Origin of the sequence: Paenibacillus sp. GCM10027628 (genome assembly GCF_042676385.1) — a bacterium.
GTDB lineage: Bacteria > Bacillota > Bacilli > Paenibacillales > NBRC-103111 > Paenibacillus_E.
In genome coordinates this window covers 679,592-700,223 of sequence record NZ_JBHTHA010000002.1, presented here as the reverse complement: position 1 = coordinate 700,223, position 20,632 = coordinate 679,592, and the positions used below count along the sequence as shown (strand labels likewise).

The 20,632-nt window shown below is 46.7% G+C and carries 16 protein-coding genes and 1 riboswitch; of the genes, 14 read left to right on the top strand and 2 right to left on the bottom strand.

The annotated features are described in order from the left end of the window. Positions 1 to 40: 40 nt before the first annotated feature. The 4 genes from ACFQZT_RS04250 (at position 41) to solA (ending at position 6,032) form a co-directional block, all read left to right on the top strand. A complete protein-coding gene (locus tag ACFQZT_RS04250; protein WP_379296862.1) occupies positions 41 to 1,801 on the top strand; it encodes a glycoside hydrolase family 2 protein in 1,761 nt (586 codons plus the stop codon). 150 nt (positions 1,802 to 1,951) lie between these two features. Further along, positions 1,952 to 2,053: riboswitch (purine riboswitch) on the top strand. 163 nt (positions 2,054 to 2,216) lie between these two features. After that, the gene (locus tag ACFQZT_RS04245; RefSeq protein ID WP_379296860.1) at positions 2,217 to 2,813 is read left to right on the top strand and encodes a xanthine phosphoribosyltransferase; all 597 of its coding nucleotides are present in this window, start codon (positions 2,217 to 2,219) and stop codon (positions 2,811 to 2,813) included. 14 nt (positions 2,814 to 2,827) lie between these two features. Continuing rightward, on the top strand, positions 2,828 to 4,126 hold the full coding sequence (locus ACFQZT_RS04240) for a nucleobase:cation symporter-2 family protein (protein ID WP_379296858.1): 1,299 nt from the start codon (positions 2,828 to 2,830) through the stop codon (positions 4,124 to 4,126). Positions 4,127 to 4,847: 721 nt separating this feature from the next. Then, positions 4,848 to 6,032, top strand: coding sequence for an N-methyl-L-tryptophan oxidase (gene solA, locus ACFQZT_RS04235; protein ID WP_379296856.1), 1,185 nt, complete (start codon positions 4,848 to 4,850; stop codon positions 6,030 to 6,032). Positions 6,033 to 6,036: 4 nt separating this feature from the next. On the opposite strand, the gene ACFQZT_RS04230 is transcribed toward solA, so the two are convergent. Together ACFQZT_RS04230 and ACFQZT_RS04225 are read right to left on the bottom strand one after the other, a co-directional pair. After that, entirely contained in the window at positions 6,037 to 6,336 is a 300-nt protein-coding gene (locus ACFQZT_RS04230; protein WP_379296854.1) for a DUF2653 family protein, read from the bottom strand. Further along, positions 6,336 to 6,791, bottom strand: a complete 456-nt coding sequence (locus ACFQZT_RS04225; protein ID WP_379296852.1) for a hypothetical protein — start codon at positions 6,789 to 6,791, stop codon at positions 6,336 to 6,338. Before ACFQZT_RS04225 ends, ACFQZT_RS04230 begins: the two co-directional genes overlap by 1 nt. 666 nt (positions 6,792 to 7,457) lie before the next feature. Between ACFQZT_RS04225 and ACFQZT_RS04220 the strand changes: the two genes are divergently transcribed. The 10 genes from ACFQZT_RS04220 to ACFQZT_RS04175 all read left to right on the top strand — a co-directional run bounded on the left by ACFQZT_RS04220 (position 7,458) and on the right by ACFQZT_RS04175 (position 20,624). Beyond that, positions 7,458 to 8,789 carry an MFS transporter gene (locus tag ACFQZT_RS04220; RefSeq protein WP_379296850.1) on the top strand — a complete coding sequence of 444 codons (1,332 nt, stop codon included), beginning with the start codon at positions 7,458 to 7,460 and terminating at the stop codon, positions 8,787 to 8,789. A gap of 98 nt (positions 8,790 to 8,887) precedes the next feature. Beyond that, positions 8,888 to 10,447, top strand: a complete 1,560-nt coding sequence (gene hutH / locus ACFQZT_RS04215; RefSeq protein WP_379296848.1) for a histidine ammonia-lyase — start codon at positions 8,888 to 8,890, stop codon at positions 10,445 to 10,447. Between the two features lie 78 nt (positions 10,448 to 10,525). Continuing rightward, positions 10,526 to 11,719 (top strand): helix-turn-helix domain-containing protein, encoded by a 1,194-nt coding sequence (locus ACFQZT_RS04210; protein ID WP_379296846.1) that lies wholly within the window; start codon positions 10,526 to 10,528, stop codon positions 11,717 to 11,719. A 200-nt stretch (positions 11,720 to 11,919) separates the two neighbouring features. After that, the gene (locus ACFQZT_RS04205; RefSeq protein ID WP_379296844.1) at positions 11,920 to 12,888 is read left to right on the top strand and encodes an agmatinase family protein; all 969 of its coding nucleotides are present in this window, start codon (positions 11,920 to 11,922) and stop codon (positions 12,886 to 12,888) included. Between the two features lie 38 nt (positions 12,889 to 12,926). Beyond that, entirely contained in the window at positions 12,927 to 14,591 is a 1,665-nt protein-coding gene (gene hutU, locus ACFQZT_RS04200) for a urocanate hydratase (protein WP_379296842.1), read from the top strand. A 63-nt stretch (positions 14,592 to 14,654) separates the two neighbouring features. After that, positions 14,655 to 15,938 (top strand): imidazolonepropionase, encoded by a 1,284-nt coding sequence (gene hutI / locus ACFQZT_RS04195; RefSeq protein ID WP_379296841.1) that lies wholly within the window; start codon positions 14,655 to 14,657, stop codon positions 15,936 to 15,938. A gap of 37 nt (positions 15,939 to 15,975) precedes the next feature. Continuing rightward, on the top strand, positions 15,976 to 17,256 hold the full coding sequence (locus ACFQZT_RS04190; RefSeq protein WP_379296840.1) for a Glu/Leu/Phe/Val family dehydrogenase: 1,281 nt from the start codon (positions 15,976 to 15,978) through the stop codon (positions 17,254 to 17,256). A 278-nt stretch (positions 17,257 to 17,534) separates the two neighbouring features. Continuing rightward, positions 17,535 to 18,161, top strand: coding sequence for a HutD/Ves family protein (locus tag ACFQZT_RS04185; RefSeq protein ID WP_379296839.1), 627 nt, complete (start codon positions 17,535 to 17,537; stop codon positions 18,159 to 18,161). Between the two features lie 158 nt (positions 18,162 to 18,319). Next, on the top strand, positions 18,320 to 19,711 hold the full coding sequence (locus ACFQZT_RS04180) for a family 4 glycosyl hydrolase (RefSeq protein WP_379296837.1): 1,392 nt from the start codon (positions 18,320 to 18,322) through the stop codon (positions 19,709 to 19,711). A gap of 1 nt (position 19,712) precedes the next feature. Continuing rightward, complete coding sequence (locus tag ACFQZT_RS04175; RefSeq protein ID WP_379296835.1) at positions 19,713 to 20,624, top strand: carbohydrate kinase family protein; 912 nt, start codon at positions 19,713 to 19,715, stop codon at positions 20,622 to 20,624. The last annotated feature ends 8 nt before the right edge of the window (positions 20,625 to 20,632 follow it).

Below are 20,632 nucleotides of genomic sequence, written 5' to 3'. Positions count from 1 at the left end.
TTTTGTACAAATATAGATAAATTAGAGGAGTGTAGTGTATATGACAACCAAGATGTATATCAAAGATTATCCGAGACCTCAATTCGTTCGCGATTCCTGGCTCAATTTGAATGGGGAATGGGATTTCCGATTCGACGACAACAACGCTGGGGAAGCGGAGCAGTGGTTTAAACAGCTGAACGGGGATCTTAAAATAACCGTTCCATTCACTTATGAAACGAAGGCTAGCGGTATTGGAGAAGAAAAATTTCATCCGAATGTATGGTATGAACGGGCATTGGAAATCCCGAAGGAGCAGGAAGGCAACAAAGTTATCCTTCATTTTCAAGCCGTTGATTATATAGCGAAGCTATGGGTTAATGGCGTTTTTGTCGGACAGCACCATGGTGGTTACACTGCTTTTTCTTTTGATATCACTGCTTACCTTAAGTTCGGAGCGTCTAACAAGTTAGTTTTGAAAGCGGAAGACACTCAGAGCTGCACACAGCCTAGAGGGAAACAGCGTTGGATTGACGATAATTTTGAATGCTTTTATGTGCAAACAACGGGCATTTGGCAGAGTGTATGGCTGGAATATGTAGCTTCCTCGCATATAAAAGCTGTTAAAATGACACCTGATCTCGATAATCGTACAGTCCGTTTTGAATATCAGGTGAACAGGGCTGTGAATGCAAAACCGCTCCGTTTAGAAACGCGAATCAGTATAGGGGAGAAAGTGCTGAAGGAAGCGAGTCTCCTTATCGATCGTCCGTGGCTTCAAGTGGATTTGGATCTGTTTCATGAGGCCAACGGGCCTTGGAAGATACTCACATGGTCGCCGCAAAGTCCGAACTTATACGATGTGGAATTTGTCCTTTATGAAGGTGACGCTATTATTGATCATGTGTACTCTTACTTCGGCATGCGGAAAATTTCGATTGAAAAAGGAAAAGTACTTCTTAACAATACGCCTATCTATCAGCGCCTTATTCTCGACCAGGGTTACTGGACAGATAGTCATTTGACACCGCCGTCGGAGGAGGCTTTGATTGAGGATATCGATGCCATACTTGCGATGGGTTATAACGGGGTAAGGAAGCATATGAAAATTGAAGATGCCCGATTCCTTTACTGGTGTGATGTGAAGGGTGTGCTGGTTTGGTCTGAAATGGCTGCGACCTATGAGTTTAATGACGAAGCGATTGAAAGGTTCTCTGCGGAGTGGACGGAGATCGTTCGTCAGCAGTACAATCATCCATCTATCGTGACTTGGGTACCATTTAATGAATCATGGGGGATCCCTCAAATTTTAACCCATTTTAAGCAGCAGAAATTTACCGAAAGCATCTATCACTTGACCAAATCGCTTGATCCTTATCGCCCCGTAATTGTAAATGACGGCTGGGAGCATACCGTTTCTGACATTCTGACCTTGCATGACTATGAGGAAAGCGGCGCTGATTTCTCCAAGCGTTACGCGGATAAAGCCCCGGTCGTGAATAACGAAATTACATTTAACAACTGGAAATACGCCTTGGCGCAAGGGTATGCTTACCGCGGTCAACCGGTCATCATCAGTGAATTTGGGGGAATAGCTTTTAAGACAGGAAAAGGTTGGGGCTACGGGAATCAGGTTGAGAATCAAGAAGCCTTTATCGAGCGCTTCAGAAACATTACACAGGCTATAAAAGATGTAGACTACATTTGCGGATTCTGTTACACGCAGATTACGGATGTGCAGCAGGAAGTGAACGGATTGCTGACCGAGGACCGGAAGCCGAAGGTGCCTCTGGAACTGATTAAAGAAATTAATCTAGCTTAACGATGAAAAGAAAGAACATGGCTTGTTACGAAGCTGTGTTCTTTTTTTAACACAATGAGTGGAATTTTGACCAATTGGTTAATTAATGTCGAAATTTGTCCCATTCTAGTTTTTTTTCTTGAAACGATAGGGCAGATCGTGTACCATATACAAAGTAAAACTTCATAGACTCGTATAATTGTGGGGATATGGCCCACTAGTTTCTACCGGACGACCATGAATCGACCGACTATGAGTGAAAGCGCATCTAGGGTTCCGTTTCTTTTCTATGAGTAAGAAAGGCGGGTCCGAACGATGCAAGCACTTTTTTGTGTTATGCCAATAGGGGAATAACCCAGAAGGACAGCTTCACTTGAGAAATGACTCAAGGGAACCTGTCCTTTTTTCATTCGAAAAAAGGAGCGATAAACACGCGATGAAATTACTTCAAGAACGCATACGCCAAGAGGGATTGATCCTCTCCGACACCGTGTTGAAAGTGGATTCCTTCCTGAATCACCAGGTGGATACGCAGCTTGCGCTGGAGATCGGCCGGGAATTTGCACGGCTGTTTGACCAGCACACCATTACAAAAGTGCTCACTATCGAGGCTAGCGGGATTCAGTTTGCGATGGCTGCAGGGATCGCGCTAAATGTACCTTTTATTTATGCTAAAAAGAAGAAAGCTGTCACCCTCACGGAGAGTGTGTATGCGGCTTCGGTACATTCGTTCACCCGTCAAGAGACTTATCAAGTCAGCATTTCCCAAAAGTATCTGAGCGCGAACGATAAAGTGCTCATCGTGGATGATTTTCTCGCTACGGGCGCGGCCCTCGTAGGGCTGGTCGATATCGTCAGACAATCAGGCGCAGAACTTGTGGGTGTCGGTTGCGTGATCGAGAAAGCTTTTCAGGAAGGTCGTTCTTTATTAGAGCAAGAAGGTGTGCGCATTCATTCGCTGGCTCGAATCGCTTCGATGTCGCCAGGCGAAGTGAATTTTATTGATGACGATAAGTTAGTCCATCAAGCTTAAGGGAGATTACCGAGATGTTAAGTAAACAAAAAGCATTAACTTTAGGATTCCAACATGTGTTAGCCATGTATGCGGGAGCCGTCATCGTGCCGTTAATCGTTGGAGGAGCACTTAAGCTGTCTGCGGCGCAGATGGCTTATCTCATCGCAGCCGATTTATTCACGTGCGGGATCGCGACGATTTTGCAAGTGATGGGTACCAGATTTTTTGGCAGCAGATTGCCCGTTATTTTGGGATGTACTTTTACGGCGGTAGGTCCGATTATTGCCATCGCCTCCGCATCCAATCTGGCAACCACATACGGCGCCATTATTCTATCAGGCTTGTTCGTCGTGTTAGCCGCGCCGCTATATGGGAGATTGCTGAAGTTTTTCCCTACGATTGTGACGGGATCGGTCGTGACGATTATAGGACTCTCTCTGATTCCGGTAGCGATGAACAATGCAGCGGGCGGACAGGGCAGCCCCGATTTCGGTCAACCGCGGAATTTGCTGCTAGCACTTGTAACGCTGATCGTTATTCTTGTCGTTAACCGTTTGGCGACCGGTTTCTTGCGATCCATCTCGGTGCTAATCGGGCTTGCGGTCGGAACGACAGCCGGATACGCGCTAGGGATTGTCCATTTCACATCTGTTTCGGAAGCTTCTTGGGTAAGTATTGCGCAACCTTTCTACTTTGGAATGCCGCAAATTAGCCTGACGGCCATCATCACGATGATTATTGTGAATCTGGTGAGTATGGTGGAATCGACAGGCGTATATTTGGCAGTGGGAAAAGCGATCGACCAGAAGGTTGAGCAGAATCAGATTGTAAACGGCTTACGTTCCGAAGGACTTGCGATTATGCTTGGCGGGATCTTCAATGCGTTTCCTTACACGGCCTTCTCGCAAAATGTCGGGCTGATCTCCCTCACACGCATTAAATCGCGCAGCGTTATTTTTGCTGCCGGAGGCATTATGGTCGTCCTGGGCTTGCTGCCTAAGCTTGCGGCGTTAACGACTGTGATCCCGAACGCAGTGCTCGGCGGTGCGATGATTGTCATGTTCGGTTCGGTTGCTGCTTCCGGAATGTCCATTCTAGCTGAGGTCGACCTGCGTAAAGGGGATAATCTGTTGATAGCTGCTTGCAGCATTGCAGTGGGCTTGGGCTCGGCGACCCTCCCGCAAATGTTTGACGCGCTGCCGGATTTCGCTAAAATGCTGCTGCAAAACGGCATTGTGTCCGGCTCAATGACTGCCATTGTATTGAATTTGCTTTTATCCAAGCGCGAGATCGTAGAGGCTGAGACACAGGCGCCGATTAGCGCTTCATAGTGAGCTTTACAAAAAAAACTTCCCATCCTTTGGATGCGGAAGTTTTTTGCTGTGTCCGCTATCTTCCCTTTTACTAACACACACGCATTTCAAAATAAAACATAGAATAGATTACGAATAATAGAAAGGAGGAGATCATATGGACACTTCAAATAAATATCGGGCTTGTAAAAACTATTTAGGACATAAGGTTTTGATAAAAACGACACATGGGACTTACAAAGGCACGATCGTAAGGGTAGACAAGAATAAAGTTTATTTAAAAACAGTGAGAAGCAGCAAAAATAAGGCTCAAGTCTCGTTTATCCCCTTTATATTACCGCTCGTACTCTTCGATTTATTAGTCATCATCTTATTGGATTCGAGACCGTTTCGTCGAATATGACTTCAGTTTAAAGTCAAAGGGATGTTCCTCAAGCAGATTTATCTACTTAAGGGACATTCCCTTATTTGTTTTAGTCTCGATAACCATTTTGTTTATCTGATAGAGCCCTCGGTAGTTCATTTTTAAATAATGAATGATCTCTCCTTTTTTATTTTTATTCGTCATTTCTTTTGCCTCATTTCTTAGACTCATTTCCACACCTCGACATTTTTTTTGACAGAGCATTGATAATTTTATTCGCGGATTAACATTTTATTCCACTTTTTCGAACGTGCTTGGACGAATATGTAGAATGAAATGTGGTGATTATGTGCTACAATAATGAAAAGTTGATTCTTGCCAGATTTCAGTTACAATGTTGATCTATTTTTAAGAGGAAGTGATTGTTCGTTGATTTATGACGTTATTATTGTTGGTGCAGGTTCGATGGGCATGGCTACAGGATATTATTTGGCACGTCAAGGAAAAAGCGTTTTGATGTTGGATTCATTCAATCCTCCGCACGACCGGGGGGCGCATCATGGAGATACCCGTATCATCCGGCATGCCTATGGAGAAGGGGAGAGCTATGTTCCGTTAGCGCTTAGAGCCCACAAGCTTTGGTTAGATTTAGAGAAAGAATCGGGACGGAAATTGTTCTACCAAACCGGGGTCCTGAATGTCGGGACTCACGATTCTACCTTCATACAGCAAGTTATTTCGAGTTCTGACGTTTACTCTCTGCCATTGAATAAGTTGAATTCCGCCCAAATTCATCAAGAATGGCCCGGGATTTCACTTCCGGACGGCTATATGGGATGTTTTGAATCAGAATCAGGGGTACTTAAGAGTGAGGAATGTATCCGAGCTTACCGGGAACTGTTGGAAAGACATCCGGCTACCCTTTTAACGAATGCACCCGTGCAAGGGTTAGATGTCAATTCAGCCGGGGTAACGGTCCAGACCGAGGATAAAAGGTTTCAAGGACGCGCTTTAGTCGTTACTGCCGGGGCGTGGGCTTCTAAGTTGCTGTCGCTCATGAATATCCATCCGCCGCTTGTGACTAAAAGAAAAACCTTTGCATGGTTTGAAGTAGATGAGCATTTATTTGGGAGCGAGCGATTTCCGGCGTTTACTTTTGAAACCTCATTGGGTCATTATTATGGTTTTCCCAGCATGAGCGGGGCCGGCATCAAGGTAGGGCGTCATGATGGAGGACAACTTATCAATCCGGATGAAGCCATTCCACAGTTCGGGGCATTTCGAGAGGACGAAGAAGAAGTAAGAATGTTTCTACGTAGTTTTATGCCCCTTGCCGAGAAGGCGTTGATCATGGGAAAAACTTGCACGTACACCCTCACCCCTGATGAAAATTTTATCATCGACACGCATCCTGAATATCCGCATATCGCTTTTGCTGCGGGGTTTTCCGGACATGGGTTTAAATTTAGCAGTGTAGTCGGCGAAATCTTAGGCCAACTTGTTACGGCGGGCAGAAGCGAGAATGATATTTCCTTGTTTTCAATGAATCGCTTTGCATGAGAATTTACCTTTTTTCAATAATTGCCGAAAATCCTTCTTCAACTTCAAAAATAAGTTCTATAGACAGCTTATTCGGATCGAAATTATGATACTTTTCCAAGTAAATGGCGGACCCGTCTATGAGATCTTGTTCGGTAAGTTGGTGGGTATCTCTTCCATTTTGAAAGTTGACAACCGCTGTAATTCCATTCTCATGTTCATGACGGATTTCGGCCTGAAGCTCATATATGCTTTCATGATAACGTTCTGCAGTAAATACGCATGCCGAATCGATTAAATCTTGTTCATTAAATATGATTTTCATTATTTACTCCTGAGTCTTTTGAAAAATTTATAAGCTAAATAAATAATAAGGATCCAGAACAAGATCCCAAGTATAGAGACCCCGCCCATCCCATAGCCTTGCCCTAATCCGCTAAATGGGTTTAGGAAATGACCAATGAGTGCTCCCGTTGCTAATCCGCCAAAGAAACCTCCAAAACGGTTGGCAGGTTGATAGGGCTGCTGATATTGCGGATTGCGGGTGACATTCGAGGAGGGGGAACGGGGACCTGTCGTATAGCTGCCGCCTCTAGCGCCGCCTGAAAATGAACCGGAAGGCGATCTATAGCTGCCTCTCCCTGAAGAGTACGATTCGATTTGTGGTGCATTGCGGTCTTGTATGGAAGAATCTTCTTCCATTACTACGGCTTGAGTCAATCCGGTATTCATTTGAAAAGAGCTAAAGAACAACAGTAAGAGAATCATAGTTTTTTTCATACATACCCTCCATGGATAAATATACATGTAAATAGTTTGTTTAAAAGCTAATGCTTTATTCGTACAGACGACCACTTATTTTGTATAATTTCAATGGGTGAAACCGGATCATCTTGCTCATACCCAGATTCCCAAATAACCATTCAGCCTATGCTGTATGGTTATTTTTGTTGTGAAATTAGGGCATGCTGAATGGATTGGGGCTAATCCGAGTCATGGCATTTACTTTGTAGTCCTGCTTCATTACAGCAATATTGTGCTAGCAGTCCGAATTATTATCCAGAGCGTGATTCATAACGAGCGATTATAATTTATTTACGGTACCCGATTAAAAGAAGTATTCAGAATTTGAAAACGCTTTAAAGTAAAAAAAGACACTGAATGCATTACTTGTTAATTGCCATTCAACATGTTCGGATCAGACTGATTCTGTATCTAAAAGCAAAATCGTGCTAATGTTTGGCAATATTGTTTAGATTCATTAAACGGTTTTGAAGGTATTCTTGTGTTAAGAAATATTACATTGTAATGCAATGTTAAAACAAGACCTGTATTTTTGTTAGGTAAGTTGACATAAAAAAAGGGGGTTCTTTTCGACGCTTGATCCATAAATGATACGTAAATCAGGACTTAGTTAAGAAATTAATCATAAACGGGGGTAATTCTATGTCCGTACAACTATCCATGAAGCCATACAAAATCGATGACGCGCCACTTAACAGGTTTCATCTTAAAATTACCGCTCTTACGTTTGGTTCTAATTTTTCCGACGGTTACGCACTTGGCATTATAGGTATGGCTCTGACTTTGATTGGTCCGCAAATGAACCTTAGCCCCACTTGGAATGGATTAATCGGAAGTTCTGCATTGATTGGACTCTTTTTCGGAAGTCTCCTTCTCGGCGGATTATCCGACCGGATTGGCAGACAGAAGATATTTCTGGGTAATTTTGTCGTCATAGCTTTAGCTTCTTTCTTACAATTCTTTGTTCATGATCCTGCCATTCTTTTCATCTTGCGTATATTGATTGGGTTTGCTCTAGGCGGAGATTACGCGATTGGCTCCACATTATTGGCTGAGTTCGCTCCTAGAAAGCATCGGGGGTTTTTGCTCTCTTTCTTAAATGTCATGTGGACCGTCGGATATGTTGTATCTAACCTTGTCGGTTATTACCTGCAAAAGACGGGTCCGGATTCCTGGCGGTGGATGCTGGCCAGTGCGGCCATCCCGGCGGTTATCGTTCTCTTGCTGCGAATTGGAACACCTGAATCGCCTAGATGGCTCATCAGCATGGGGCGTGTAGAAGAAGCGAGGGACATCGTTAAGAAACATATCGGTCCACAAGCGGAAATTGATGAAACAGTTTCGGATCATCTCTCCAAATCATACCGGTTTCAAGATCTTTTCAAGAAACAGCTTTGGAAGCGCACGGCTTTTGGAGGTCTCTTTTATGTATGTCAAGTCATTCCTTACTTCGCGATTTATACGTTTCTGCCGGACATTCTAGCTAAAATGGGATTTGAAGAAACTTTCTTTATGGACACAGTTCTAAATTTATTCCTTCTTGTCGGTTCCATTGCCGGTCTGTGGTTTACAGAGAAATATTCACGCAGAAGCTTTATAATTAATACGTTCGTAGTTTTGACTGTATCTTTGCTTGCACTTACTCTTTTACCTGCCGGTTCACACATCCTGGCTATCACGATATTCTGTTTATTTACTTTCGTGATGTCGGCTGCTTCCAATCTTACCTTAGTATATCCGGCTGAGCTCTTTCCAACCGAAATTCGTGGAACTGGCGTTGGTCTGGTTACTGCGATAAGCCGGATTGGTTCGGCTGTTGGCACATTTTTGTTGCCCGTAAGCGTCAGTTCCATGGGATTGACACCTTCCATGATTGGCATGACCGTAGTCCTTTTAATCGGAACCCTTGTTTCGATTGCTTGGGCACCGGAGACGAAATCGCTTGCTCTGGATGAGAACATTCATTATCATTAAGCAATTATTACCAAAAGATGTCTATCAGACATCTCTTGTATGCATATTGAACTGACGACGATTCTATAGTAGTTATTGTTTTAAAGGAGATGCTATCCATGAACGCTGCCCATGCACCTATTCATCCTAAGGATATAACTGAAGTGATTCTCGGGGATCATTCGATTGCGATTTCCGAATTCGTCGCTGTGGCCCGTTATGGGGCAAAAGTATCGTTTTCACAAAGCTATTGCGATCGCGTTCATCAATCCAGACGGTTGATCGAGAAATTTTTAAACGAAAACCGAATCATTTATGGCGTAACGACCGGCTTCGGGAGCAATGTGACAGAGATCATCTCAACCGAAGATGCCGAAACCCTGCAGCGCAATATCGTTAGATCCCATGCGGTTTCCGTAGGCGATCCTCTGGAGAAAGAAGTTGTCAGAGCGATTCAACTAATGATGCTCATTCATTTGGGGCGTGGCTATTCCGGCGTTCGATTGGAACTGCTAGAGCTCATAGCATCGCTCTTAAATCAAGGAGTCACTCCGTTTGCTCCAGGCGATGGATCCGTCGGTTATCTTGCCCCGGAAGCACATATGGCGTTAGTGCTAATTGGGGAGGGCAAAGCTTGGCACAAGGAGGAACTCCTTCCAGGCAGAGAGGCTCTTGAAAGAGCAGGGTTAACCCCTACGACATTAAGTTGTAAAGAAGGGCTGGCACTGACCAACGGATCGTCATCCGTCACAGCCATGGCCATATTAACCCTATTTAATGCCATTCAAGCGGTGAAAACAGCTGATATTGCGGGCGCAATGTCATTCGAAGCTTTAAAAGGTACGATTCATGCCTTCGATCCAAGACTCCATGCTTTAAAGCAACATGAGGAGCAGGCCAAGACGGCACAAAATTTATTGCGAATCCTTAAAGACAGTGAAATTGCCGAAACGTATAAAAACTATCGAGTGCAGGATGCTTTAAGTTTAAGATGCATTCCTCAGGTTCATGGAGCTTCTAAAAGAAATTTGAAGGATGCCGCCTACACCATTAATAATGAGCTTAACTCTGTAAGTGATAATCCTGTTATTGTTCCCGAGGAAGACGACGGGATTGCCTTAATGGGGGGCAATTTTGACGGCACTTATGTCGGTATCCAGGCAGATATCATGTGTATAGCCATGGGTAATTTGGGGAAAATAGCGGAGCGACGAATCGATCGATTAGTAAATTTTCACCTGAGCGAGATGCCTAGTTATTTAGTAAGAAATCCGGGATTAAACAATGGATATATGATCCCTCAATATACAGCTGTTGGGCTGCTGGGGGAAATCCGGATTCTTTCTCATCCAGCCTCTGTAGAAAGTGTTCCCACTAGCGCCAATCAAGAAGATGTTGTAAGTTTTGCGTACGTGGCCTCGAAGAAAGCCTATCAAATTTCGAAAAAGCTGTCGTATATACTGGCGATCGAATTGATGACAGCCGCACAAGCACTCGATTTTCACCGGCCGCTGAAATCTTCTCCGGTTATTGAGCGAGTTTATGACCTGATACGAACGAAAGTGCCGACAGTAGAGGAAGATCGATTCTTCTATCCTGACATCGAAACGATCTATCAACAAATTCATGAGGGAGACATTGTAAGTGTAGTCGAAGACATGATCGGTGAGCTACAATAAAATAATAAGGAAGCGGTTTTCTCTGAAGTTTGGAGCAAAGCGGCTTCCTTTTTTAAGCTAGGGGTAGGTGATGAGACAATGAAATTGAATACAGCAGAGGCGTCCTTTTCCCAACTTCTCATTTCCGGGACATTAATCCATGAAGCGGATTTTGAAGAAATGCGTGAACGTCTTGGCATCGCAACGCGCCCGCAGATCGTTATCGTGTTATCCATAGACCGTTACACTGATTTGGCTTTGGATAAGTCGTTACAATGGAGCATAGAGATCGGGCAAGTGCTGGTGGAAGCGATTTTTGAAAGTATCACCTTGCCGTTCCTGTGGGTATGGGTAGGGGAAGGCGTACTAGCCGTATTATTGGAACTCCAACCGGATCAACTTACGGAATCATCCTATAAACAAGTCACTTACAGTGTTGTCCGAAAAATTCAAAATTTCGTCGATAAGAAGGGATTCTCCGTTTCAGCCGGGATCGGCACCTTTTATGAAGATCCGTACAAGCTTCATCTCTCCTACAGTGAGGCCAAAGAATCGCTGATCGACCGTTTTTTTCAAGGAAACCGGATGATTTTTCAATATGAAGGACAAAGAAATATTCAAGAAGAACGCGCCAAGCCTGTGACGCACGAAGAAAAAATCGAATTGCTTTCACGAGTCCGGATTGGCGATGAAGAAGGATCGATCACTTATCTGGTCGGGTTGTTAGAAAGGCTTTCCCAATCATATAAGCATAATATTGATTTATTCAAGTCGGAGGCTTACGATCTGGTCATCTCCTTGTCGAGAATGATTGTCGATTTAGGTGGAAATGCTTCTGAGATTTTATCTGAAAATACAAGAATGCTTCAAGACTTGTACAGTACGATTCGCTATGACAAATTTGTTAAAAAACTATGCGCCTACTGGAGGAAGCTGGCGAAGCAAGTATCGGACGACCACGCGCTAGAGGTGTCCCCCATTGTGCGATCCGCCATTGTCTATATTAAGGAACATCATCAGGACAAACTGTTATTAAAAGAAATTGCTCAGCATTGTTACTTGAGCACCCATTATTTTGCTCATGTATTCAAAAAAGAAGCGGGTTTAAGCTTCGTCGACTATTTGAATAAAGTTCGTATTGAGAAGGCGGTTTACTTTTTGGAAAAAACGGAATTGACCGTGCAAGAGATCGCCGCGCGCGTCGGTTTTCAGGATGCGAACTATTTTGCCCGGAAATTTAAAATGATCATGGGATGCAGCCCGTCGGACTACAGGTCGTCTGCCCAGTGCTAGCGTATTAAATATAAGTTCAAAAAGCCAACCCGCTCAAGGGTTGGCTTTTAAGCGTTTTCATGCGAAAAATTGATTCCGAATCAATTCGTAATATTGTGCTACCTTTCCGCAAATTCGGCTAGATTCAGAGTCTGTTTTTTTAAGTATGATGGAGTCATAGAAAAACAAAACACAAGAGTCATCAAAGGAGGGAAGCAGCTTTGAAAGGAATTGATCTATTAAATCCACCGGAGCTTGTCAGACGCTCCAATTGGCGGGATCGGTATGAGACGAAGGTTGCGCAGTGGTTGACTCCTTGGGATGGTGAGGAAAGTGTCGTTATCGGTTTCATCGGCGTTCCGCTTTCGAAGACGTCGATCAGCATTTCAAGCGCTTCGATGACACCGAATGCATTGCGTGAATTATTTTCGGGTGTGACGACATACAGCATCGATCATGGCGTCGACTTGCAAGAATTGCTAGCGCGCGATCTTGGCGATATCCAAATGCACGTAACGGATTTGCTGCGCTGCCATGCCAATATCGAACAAGGGCTGACGAATGTCTATGCAGCGATGCCACATTTGTTTCCGATTATCGCAGGCGGCGACCATTCCATCACTTGTCCTTCCGTCAAAGCATTTAAACGGCATATCGGCGGCAAGGTAGGGATTGTTCAGCTTGATTCTCATATGGATGTCCGGAATTTGGAGGACGGAGGTCCTTCCAACGGAACGCCGATCCGCGGATTGATCGAATCGGGAACGGTCGAGGGTCGTCACATTGCCCAAATCGGCCTTCATAGCTTCGCTAATTCGAGGGCCTATCATGAATACGCAATGGAGAAAGGAATCACCCAATTTACGGCGCGTCAGGTAGCCAAAGAAGGAATCGAAACTTTGGTCGAACGGGCGATGGAGATTGCCGGTGATGGAACGGATGCGATTTATGTAACCGTTGACATGGATGTGCTGGATCAAGCTTATGCGCCAGGCGTACCCGCGTTGGTTCCAGCCGGGATGACCTCTTGGCAGCTGCTAGAAGCCGTGTTCATGCTGGGCAGGCATCCGAAGGTGAAGGGCTTTGATCTTGTATGCGTAGACCCAATGCAAGACCCGCGCAGAGCGACGGTAAGAACCGCCATGCATGTCATCTTGACATTCTTGACGGGATATATGAAGCGAGTTTAGTTTGAAAGTTTAAACACAACATAGAGGAGTGACTATTCATGGAACAAACAGTTAAACGTACGATTCGAGCAGCACATGGCACACAGCTGACGGCAAAGGGCTGGCAGCAGGAAGCCGTACTCCGAATGTTAATGAACAATCTGGACCCTGATGTTGCAGAACGTCCGGAAGATCTGGTCGTTTATGGAGGAATCGGCAAAGCAGCTCGGAACTGGGCTTGCTATGACAAGATTGTAGAATGTTTGACGAACCTTGAAGCGGATGAAACCCTTCTTGTGCAATCCGGTAAACCGGTAGGCGTGTTCAGAACGCACGCGCATGCGCCGCGGGTTCTGATCTCCAACTCTGTCATCGTTCCCGCTTTCGCGAATTGGGATACGTTTCATGAACTCGATAAGCAGGGTCTTATGATGTACGGTCAAATGACGGCTGGAAGCTGGATTTATATTGGTACGCAGGGCATTTTGCAAGGCACGTATGAGACTTTCGCGGAGGCTGCGCGGCAGCATTCGGGCGGTACATTAAAAGGCACCCTGACATTAACCGCCGGACTTGGCGGTATGGGTGGCGCTCAACCGCTGGCTGTGACGATGAACGATGGCGTTGTTATCGGCGTGGATGTGGATCCGACTCGTATTCAACGCAGAATCGACACGCGTTATTGCGACGTGATGGTTTATGATTTGGATGAGGCGCTGAAGCTGGCCGACGAAGCCAAAGCAGAAGGAAAAGCGCTCGCGATTGGGCTGGTAGGCAACGCCGCTGAAGTTTTCGCCGAATTTGTGAAACGGGGAATTGTACCTGATTTCGTAACCGACCAAACTTCAGCCCACGATCCGCTTAACGGCTATGTGCCGGCGGGATATTCTTTGGAAGCGGCTGCTGATCTGCGTAAAAACGATCCGGCGCAGTATGTTAAGTTATCCAAGAAATCGATGGCTGACCATGTTCAAGCTATGCTCGACCTGCAAAAAATGGGCGCAATCGTATTTGATTACGGCAATAACATTCGCCAAGTGGCTCTCGATGAAGGCGTTAAGGATGCCTTTAACTTCCCTGGATTTGTACCGGCGTACATTCGTCCGCTCTTCTGCGAAGGGAAAGGACCGTTCCGTTGGGCGGCATTGTCCGGAGATCCGGAGGATATCTATAAGACAGATGAACTGGCGCTCAAGCTATTCCCGGAAAATACGCATCTGCGCAAATGGATCGAAATGGCTAGAGAAAAAGTTGCGTTCCAAGGCTTGCCTGCCCGCATTTGCTGGCTGGGTTACGGGGAACGGGTCAAGATGGGTCTGGCCATTAACGAAATGGTGCGCAATGGAGAAATTTCCGCGCCGATCGTCATCGGACGCGACCATTTGGATTGCGGTTCTGTGGCTTCGCCTAACCGTGAAACTGAGTCCATGAAGGACGGCAGCGATGTTGTCGGCGACTGGGCGATCTTGAACGCGCTTGTGAATACGGCTTCCGGCGCGAGCTGGGTTTCCGTCCACCATGGCGGCGGCGTAGGCATGGGATACTCCCTGCATGCGGGAATGGTTGTTGTCGCGGACGGTTCCAAAGAAGCGGATGAAAGATTGTCCCGCGTCTTGAACACGGATCCGGGCATGGGCGTCATTCGTCATGCCGACGCCGGTTATGATCTGGCTATTGAAACGGCGAAGGAGCGCGGCGTTCGCGTACCGATGCTGGGCATATAATAAAATCTTGTACATTTGCAGCAAGCCCGATCGGGCTTGCTGTATTTTGGAGGGGGAGAAACGATGGACAACAATCGGATTGACCTGCTGATCCATAACATTGGAACGCTGATCACGATGCAAGGAAGCAAGGAAGCGCGCAAAGGCAGTGAAATGTCAGAGGTAGCGGCAGTTCAAATGGGGGCTGTAGCGGTTAGAGACGGAATCATTATTGCTGCGGGGCCGGAAGATGAAGTTATGGCTGAAATCGGAAGCTTGCCGGTGGTTCAAAAGCATGACGCGCAAGGCTTGCTAGTTACCCCGGGGCTGATCGATCCGCATACCCATTTGGTCCACGGCGGTTCCCGTGAAAATGAGCTCTCTTTAAAGCTGAAAGGCGTTTCCTATTTGGATATTTTAGCTCAAGGCGGAGGCATTCTGAGCACGGTCCGCTCCACCCGGCTGGCTACGGAAGAAGAGCTGTACGCAAAAGCGAAAAAAAGCCTGGATATCATGCTTTCTCACGGGGTTACTACGGCTGAAGCGAAGAGTGGTTACGGCCTAACGATGCAGGATGAGTTCAAGCAGCTTAGGGTTGTGAGGCAACTGAATCAAGAGCATCCGGTTGATCTGGTTTCCACGTTTATGGGCGCCCATATGGTGCCGGAAGAATATAAAGGCCGGTCCCAAGATTATATCCGGCTGATTATTGAAGAGATGCTGCCAGAAGTGAAGCGGCAAGGACTTGCCGAATTTTGCGATGTGTTTTGCGAGCACGGCGTATTTTCCGTGGAAGAATCGGAGCAAATTCTGCTGGCCGCGAAAGCGATGGGCTTCGGCCTGAAAATCCATGCGGACGAAATTGAGCCGATGGGAGGCGCACAGCTAGCCGGTAAATTGGGCTGCATTTCTGCGGAACATTTGATTGCGGCATCGGACGATGGGTTGGAAGCGATGCAGCAGGCTGGCGTCATAGCCGTTTGTTTGCCGGCTACATCCTTTAATTTGCGGCTGAAGCACCATGCCCGTGCGCGCAGGATGATCGAGCTGGGACTGGCGCTAGCGCTGTCCACGGATTATAATCCGGGTAGCTCGCCAACCGAGTCGATCCAGCTCGTTATGACGCTGGGATGCCTGAATTTAGGCCTGACGCCGGAAGAAGTTCTGACGGCTGTGACCATCAATGCCGCTCACGCGATCGGAAGAGCTGATTCGATAGGAAGTTTGGAAGCAGGCAAACAGGCGGACCTTGTTATTTTTAATGCCGATAACTTGGCTTACCTTCCTTATCATTTCGGGATTAACCACGTTCATACGGTTTTCAAGCAGGGGAAAATGGTTGTCACAGACGGGAAACTGATTCAGTAAAAGGTACGATCCGTACCATGACCATAGGGGGATCTTGATGGAGGCCTTGACGGAGTTGAAAGAGAAGCCGAAGCAGGCGGAAAACTTGAATGTTTTAAGTCGAACGCAGCAAGTGATCCAAACCGCTCTAGAAACAATGGGGTGCGATGAATCCTTGTACGAATTGTTAAGAGAACCGCTTCGTTTACTAACCGTGAGAATCCCGGTGAAAATGGACGACGGCTCGGTGAAAGTGTTCACCGGATACCGTGCGCAGCATAATGATGCGGTCGGACCGACCAAAGGCGGAATCCGGTTTCATCCCGGAGTTACCGAAGAAGAAGTGAAGGCACTATCCATGTGGATGAGCATTAAATGCGGCATTGCCGATCTTCCTTATGGCGGGGGCAAAGGCGGGATCCAGTGCGATCCGCGCACGCTTTCGTTCGGCGAGCTGGAACGGTTAAGCCGTGGCTACGTTAGGGCGATCAGCCAGCTGGTAGGACCGACTAAAGATATTCCGGCGCCGGATGTATTCACGAATTCGCAAATTATGGCGTGGATGATGGATGAATACAGCCGAATTCGGGAATTCGATTCGCCGGGTTTTATTACCGGCAAACCGCTCGTTTTGGGCGGATCGATCGGCAGGGAATCGTCAACTGCGATGGGCGTTGTGCTTTTGCTTAGAGAAGCGGCGCATGTTGCAGGAATTCCGATTGAAGGGGCCAGGGTCATCATTCAAGGCTTTGGCAACGCAGGCAGCTTCCTTGCTCAGTTCCTGCATGACGCTGGGGCCAAAGTGGTCGGCATATCGGATGCGCACGGCGCGCTCTATGACCCTGAAGGCTTGGATGTGCAGTATTTATTAGATCGGCGGGATTCTTTCGGAACGGTGACCAATTTGTTTACGAACGTCATTTCGAATCAAGAGCTCTTAGTTCAAGAATGCGATATTTTAGTGCCTGCTGCGATTGAAAACCAAATCACGGAAGATAATGCGCCAGATATTAAGGCAAAGATATTGGTGGAAGCGGCCAACGGCCCGACGACTTTGAAGGCCACGGAAATTTTGACGCAGAGAGGCGTCTTGATCGTTCCGGATGTGTTGGCAAGCTCGGGCGGTGTGATCGTCTCCTACTTTGAATGGGTCCAAAATAATCAGGGCTACTATTGGAATGAAGAAGAAGTGAGCGAAAAGCTTCAACAAATATTAAAGAAATCGTTCTATAACGTTTACCAACTGTCCAAGCAAAAACAGGTAGACATGAGATTGGCGGCCTATATTGTTGGTTTAAAGCGAATGGTCGAAGCGATAAAATGGCGCGGCTGGATCTAACAGGGGCTCTCTGATCAAATAACTTCGAAGGACTTGGTAATTCCAAGTCCTTTTTTGTAGTATGCAGTTTTGTATGGTTTATCATCGTAACAGACATGTGGGGAAGTTGGAATCGTGTCTAGAACGATATTTTTCATCTTTACAGACGTGAAGAGGAAGGGGCCTCCATGACTTGAACGTTTCGCCACCATTTAGCGTCAAATTGTGTTATAAATAATGACGATGGTTCGTTATATGGTTCGTTATACAATCGATGTGCTCATAGGGAGAGATGTAACATGTCTATTTCGATAAAAGTGATTAAAAAGGATGAGCAAGTAACGACAGCATGGTCAGGCGGTACGACTACGCAGCTTGCCATTTATCCTGAGGATGCGGATTATAGTAAACGTGATTTTATGTGGAGAATAAGCTCGGCACAGATTCATGATGAGCAATCCTTGTTCACCTGTCTTCCCGATTATTGGAGGCAGCTGATGGTGATAAGGGGAGATGTTATTCTTGAATTTGAAGGCTCTCATCGGGTGGCTTTAAAGCCCTTCGAGCAGGCGAGCTTCAGCGGAGGATGGGTCACTCGAAGCATAGGGAAGATAACGGATTTCAATCTGATGACAGCTGCGGGATGCCGGGGAGAATTGGAGGCTTTGTCAATTGAAAAAGGAACGTCTCATGAAGTTGCATGCGGCGGGGATGCTGGTGGAGCGTTGCAAGGGACGGAGGCATTTTACTGCACTGAGGGTCGGGTAATGCTGAGTGTAAATGGAGACGAGCCTCTAAGTTTAGAGGAATGTGACCTGATCCTAATCAACTGGAGAAATTCAGATCAACACGTGAAAATAAAAATTCACAACAGTCAGGGTGAAACGACGGCACATCTGATTCGTGCGAGCATGATGACTGGATAAGAACATCAGGTCAGCCAGATATATCTGGTTGGCCTTTTTTTCTTAGGCGCAAAAAAAGGTAAAAATATCTAATATATACGGCAAAGGATCGTTAGCGAAGGACAAGCATTTTGGTATAAAATTTTGTTAATCCGACCGAATAAGGAGGAATTAGAAGCGTGAAGCTGGTATTAATCGGGGGAGCGGGAGTACGGGCACTGGCCATGGTGCGAGATTTAATAAGAAAGCATACAGAAATACCGATTCAGACGCTATACATACACGACATCGTGCCGGAGCGGCTTCATACAATCGGAAAGATGATCAAGGAGGAGGTCCGCAAGGGGGGCAGCTTATTTCAAGTGGAGTTGACGACCGATTTCCAAGATGCGGTACGGGATGCTGATTTTATATATACCGCGATTCGGGTCGGCGGGGAGCAGGGCCGCGTCATCGACGAAAGAGTGCCCCTTCGTTTGGGAATTCTCGGGCAGGAAACGACAGGAGCCGGCGGATTTGCCATGGCGCTTCGAACGATTCCCGTCATGCTAGATTATGCTGAGATCATTGAACGTGAGGCGCCGAACGCATGGGTCATTAATTTTACGAACCCGGCCGGCTTAATTACAGAAGCGCTGAGCCGGCATTCCAGGGTGAGAGTTCTTGGCATTTGCGATGCTCCCTCCTCGATGCAGCTTGATCTTGCCCGCTTTCTAAATGTGCATCCTGCATCCGTTCATTTGGCATATTTCGGATTAAATCATTTGGGCTGGATTCGTCAAGTGCTGGTTAACGGCCGCGATCGATTGCCGGAAGTCATTGACCGGTATGACGAGTTCATCCGGGTTTGCCCGCATATGTCTTGCTTCTCGGTAGAGCTGATCCGAAGATTAGAGATGCTGCCCAATGAGTATTTATATTATTACTATTATCGGGAACAAGCCGTTCAGCACATTCTTAACGGCAAAGAGACAAGAGGGGAACAAATTAACCGTTTGAACGAAAAGTTGTTCAGCCAACTGCAGCAATCCGTCTCGTCCGGGCGGATGGAGGATGCGTTCCATGTATATGACGAAACGATGCAGCAGCGACAGATCAGCTATATGTCCTTGGAAAGCGGCCGAACGTCCGAGCCGGATAAGGTTGACCCTTCTTTGCTCCAGCATGCGCTGTATGAAAATGAAGGTTACGCGGGATTAGCCCTTTCCATCGTTTCAAGCATCATTCATAACCGCAAGACGAATTTGATTCTGAATGTCCCGAACCGCGGGGCCATAGCAGACATGCTGCCGGATGATATCGTGGAAGTCCCTTGCGTTCTGGACGCAAACGGGGCCTTGCCGCTCGCAATCGGATCCGTGCCGGAATCGTGCAAAGGTTTGCTGCATGGTGTGAAGCAGTATGAACGGCTTACGGTTTCGGCTGCTGTTTCAGGCTCCTATGATGAAGCATGGGAAGCGCTGGCGATGCATCCGCTTATTGCTTCCGAATCGCTCGCCCGGCAAATTTTAGACGGCTACATAGAAGGTCATGCGTCGTACTTATCCCACTTTAAGAAAAGAGGAAGTTAGAATGGCCAGGTATGACGTTATATTGTTAGGATCGGCAAGCTGCGACCTGATTTTCGGAGGAATGGCGTCATTGCCTAAGTTAGGGGAGGAGCTATGGACGAAGGAAATGGACATGATGGCAGGCGGCATGATCAATTCGGCGGCTGCCATGTCCAGACTCGGACTTCGCACCGGTCTGGCCGTGGAAATCGGTTCTGACGTATGGGGGGAACTGATTTTGTCCGAGTTGCGCAAAGAGGGGGTCGGGCTCGAATTTATCCGGCAATATCCTTATCCGTACCCGCAAGTAACGGTGGTGCTTAATCACGCCGGCGATCGGACATTCATCTCTTATTCGGACAGACGGCATTCGAAGCAATTCACCGAGGAGCTGGTTGATGTTGTTCGAAACTCGGATGCATCCATCTACCATATCACCGCACAACCGGAGTATGCGAACCTGATCGCCGATGTTCGTAAAATGGGGAAGTCAATCAGTCTGGATACGGTGTGGGATGAAGACTGGCTTGTTTCTGATGAGATTCGAGAGCTCATCCGTTTTGCTGATATGTTCATGCCGAACCTGAAGGAAGCCCAAGCCATTACGGGTAAGGAAGATCCGTTAGAAGCGCTGGAACTTCTAGCTGAGCTTGCGCCTGTTGTTATCATCAAACTGGGTGAGAAGGGAGCGATCGGCAAATATGCCGGTCAGGTTTACAGGAGAACCGTACGTTCTGTAAAGCAGCTTGATGCAACGGGTGCAGGAGACTGCTTTGCCGCAGGATTCATCTATGGCTGGCTGCAGCGCAGAGACTTCGGCGAATGTCTGGAAATCGCCAATTTTTGCGGAAGTTGCAGTGTAGAGAAAGTCGGGGGGTACAGCGGAGCGCCCACACTCAAAGAATTGGAGTTAGCAATTCCAAACCGAAAATGATAATAAGG